5 protein-coding genes are annotated in these 3,150 nt (G+C 73.3%); 1 reads left to right on the forward strand and 4 read right to left on the reverse strand.

The features are described 5' to 3' along the window. Positions 1-88: 88 nt before the first annotated feature. The gene (locus tag ACIQOV_RS34445; protein ID WP_401054760.1) at positions 89-658 is read right to left on the reverse strand and encodes a hypothetical protein; all 570 of its coding nucleotides are present in this window, start codon (positions 656-658) and stop codon (positions 89-91) included. A 113-nt stretch (positions 659-771) separates the two neighbouring features. Then, a complete protein-coding gene (locus tag ACIQOV_RS34450) occupies positions 772-990 on the reverse strand; it encodes a hypothetical protein (protein WP_401054762.1) in 219 nt (72 codons plus the stop codon). Here ACIQOV_RS34450 and ACIQOV_RS34455 point away from each other — a divergent pair. Beyond that, positions 982-1,536: an RraA family protein gene (locus ACIQOV_RS34455; protein ID WP_401054764.1), complete on the forward strand. Its 555-nt coding sequence runs from the start codon at positions 982-984 to the stop codon at positions 1,534-1,536. The genes ACIQOV_RS34450 and ACIQOV_RS34455 overlap by 9 nt on opposite strands. 5 nt (positions 1,537-1,541) lie before the next feature. On the opposite strand, the gene ACIQOV_RS34460 is transcribed toward ACIQOV_RS34455, so the two are convergent. Together ACIQOV_RS34460 and ACIQOV_RS34465 are read right to left on the reverse strand one after the other, a co-directional pair. Next, a complete protein-coding gene (locus tag ACIQOV_RS34460) occupies positions 1,542-2,030 on the reverse strand; it encodes a GNAT family N-acetyltransferase (protein WP_401054768.1) in 489 nt (162 codons plus the stop codon). A 100-nt stretch (positions 2,031-2,130) separates the two neighbouring features. Further along, entirely contained in the window at positions 2,131-3,096 is a 966-nt protein-coding gene (locus tag ACIQOV_RS34465) for an SGNH/GDSL hydrolase family protein (protein WP_401054766.1), read from the reverse strand. Between the last annotated feature and the right edge of the window lie 54 nt (positions 3,097-3,150).

A 3,150-nucleotide genomic window follows, 5' to 3' on the forward strand; every position in this document is an offset into this window, starting at 1 on the left:
GGGGGGAGAGAGCTGCCCGACGTGATCCACAGTAGGCGCACGGGCTGCGGATGGGCACAGCACCAGACCGCCTACTACCAGGGGAAGTTCACGCCGCTGCCGGGGCGAAGCCCGGGTCGTCGGTCAGGTCGTACCAGGGGTCACCGGCCTCGCCCCCAATCACCTTGAGCTCCAGCGGCAACGTCGACTCGGCGTCGTTAGGGAACTTCTGGTTCACCGACGCGACCTGCTCGCACAGCGGCACGACCCGCCGGTAGTGCTTCGCGCCGTCGATCAGCTCGACCACCGCCGCGAACTGCTTGCGCCCACCCACCTTCGGCGGGTTGAACCGGTAGAACGTCTTGCCGCCCTGGGTGACGGTCGTGACCTCGCCGCCGCCGTACACCGCGACGAGGTTGCTGGCGTTCCACTCCTGAAGCTCGACCTTGATGGTTGCGGCGTCCTCGGTCTGGATGGTGCGCGCCGCATACCTCAACTGATGAGACTTGAGGTCTTCGAACTTCGGGTCGGTGTTCCACTCCAACGAACCCGGCTTGAACAGCCCGGCTTCCTTCCACCCGGACGGCATCGCCGCCACCGGGTCCGCAGGCGCGACCGCACCCGGCACCGCCAGGTACAGGCGCGCCATCTGCGCAACGAACATGCTCTCCGCGGGCACCGATCCTCCTTGACGTGGGCGCCAGGGCCGAGCCGGACCGTAGGCCGCTGCGGGCAGTAGCGTCGCGCCGGCGCCGCGCGTGGGGCTGTCGCACAACTCGCGCAATGCCCGCGTCAGGCGGTCGGCGGGTGCGCGGTGACGGCGAGCACGGCGACGTACCGGGCCTGGCCGGTCGGCTCCGGCAGCCATCCCCCAGCCGACAGCGCCCTCACCGCGGTCACCACCGGCCGGCCCGGCACGGCGGCCTGCTCGGCCAGCTCGTGCAGGGCCTTGATCGCGGTGGCGAACGCCCGGCGCAGCAAGGGGCGGGGCGGGTGCTGCCGGTGCGGCACTACGGGAGCGTGGACGTGTTCCTGGAGGCGTACGGCGCGGCCCGGGACGGGGACGTGCTGGTGGTCGACAACGGCGGGCGGACCGACGAGGCCTGCATCGGGGACCTCGCGGTGCTGGAGGCGCGGGCCGCCGGGGTGGCCGGGATCGTGGTGTGGGGGCTGCACCGGGACACGCCCGAGCTGCTGGAGATCGGGCTGCCGGTCTTCAGTTACGGGGCACTGCCGCTCGGCCCGGTGCGGCTGGACGGCCGGGAGCCGGAGGCGCTGCTGACGGCGAAGTTCGGCCCGCACCCGGTGAGCGCCGAGGACGTGGTGTTCGCCGACGCGGACGGGGTGCTGTTCGTGCCCGCCGACCGGGTCGCCGAGGTGCTGGGGACGGCCGGCGCGATCGCCCGGACCGAGCGCGCGCAGGCCGGGCGGATCGCGGCCGGGGACACGCTGCGGCGGCAGACCGCCTTCGACGAGTACCTGCGGCGCCGCGCCGCGGACCCGGCGTACAGCTTCCGGCAGCACCTGCGGCGGGTCGGCGGGGCGATCGAGGAGTAGGACGGTTACAGCGGCCGGTGCATGACGTGCAGGCCGACGTAGCCGTCCACCGGGTGGAGGAAGGCCTCGGGGACGGTGCCGACGATCTCGAAGCCGAGCGATTGGTAGAGCTTCACGGCGTGGTGGTTGCTGGCGACCACCGCGTTGTACTGCATGGCGCGGAAGCCGGCCCGGCGGGCCCAGTCGAGGGTGTACTCGACCAGGGCCCGACCGATTCCCTCGCCGTGGTGGGCCGGGTCGACCATGTAGCTGGCGCTGGCCACATGCGAGCCGTTGCCGGGGCGGTTGCGGTTCATGGTGGCGGTGCCGAGGACCCGTCCGTCCTCGTCCACCGCGACCACCGTGCGGTTCGGGGCGGCGAGCATCCACCACTCCCGGCCCAGCTCGGAGGACATGTCCAGGGGGTAGGGGAAGGTCTCGCCGGCGGCGACGACGGCGTGGAAGAACGGCCAGATGGCGGGCCAGTCCTCGGGGGTGGCCTCGCGGATGTCGATGGGCATCGGACCAGGATGATCCCCGACGGGCGGGCGGGCCACCGGTTTTCGGTGGTCCCGCCCGTCGGGCCGGTCGTCGGGGGCCGCGTCGCGGGACGGGTCAGCCGGCGAGGAGGGCGTCCTCGACCAGGGCGGCGGTGTGGGCCTGGCCGAGGGCGTTGGGATGCACCACGGCGTATTCGAGGGGGATGACGCTGGTCAGCACGCCGTCCAGCCAGTGGTCGGCGTCGCAGACGCTGTGGCCGGCGCTGGCGGGGTAGAGGTTCACGAAGGTGTCGCCGCGGGCGGCGGTGTCCTGGGCGATGAGCGTGTTGAGCGGCTCCAGGAGCGCGGTGCGGGCCCAGGCGAGGTCGCCGGTGGTGAAGGTGCCGAACTGCAGGGGGTTGCCGTACTGGCAGAGGGCGGCGTCCTCGGGGACGAGGTGCGGGTAGCCGACGGTGAGGACCCTGGCGGACGGGGCCTTGGCGTGCAGCGCGGTCAGCATCCGGGCGTAGTCGCCGCGCAGCCGGTTCAGGCGGTCGGGCAGGCTCGCGTCGAACTTGTTCTTGCAGGGCGTGCCCCGGCCGAGCTGGACGGCGCCGAGTTCGATGCAGCTCTTGAGGATCTCGGCGAAGCCGAGGTCGTTGCCGCCGATCCCGACGGTGACCAGGTCGGTGGCCGGGTCGACGGCGTCGATCTGCGGCGGGACGGACGGGTAGGGGCCGTTGGGGTCGGTGCCGAGCGGCGGGAGCGGCCGGCCGAGCGGGGACTGCGCGCCGGTGTCGACGCTGCCGGTGGTGGCGCCGCTGCAGCTGACGTTGCGCAGGGCGACCAGGGAGCCGAGGTCGCGGCGGAGGATCTCGGGATAGGAGTCGACGGTGCGGGCGCAGCCGTCGCGCGGTTCGGTCTCGTCGCCGGTGGCCACGATGACCCCGGCGGTGTAGGAGTCGCCGAGGGCCGTCCACCGCAGTGCGGCGGCGCGGTCGCCGGGCCGGGCGGCGGCCTGGGCGGTGGTCGGGGTGATCAGTCCGGCGGCGAGCACGGTGGCGGTGCCGGCGACGGCGAGGCGGGACAGGAAGTGTGGCACGCCACGGATGGGCCGCCGCCACCACCGACCCCGCCGTCCTCAACTCGCCGGAGT

This window comes from Kitasatospora sp. NPDC091257 (genome assembly GCF_044757675.1).
GTDB classification, from domain to species: domain Bacteria; phylum Actinomycetota; class Actinomycetes; order Streptomycetales; family Streptomycetaceae; genus Kitasatospora; species Kitasatospora lactacystinica.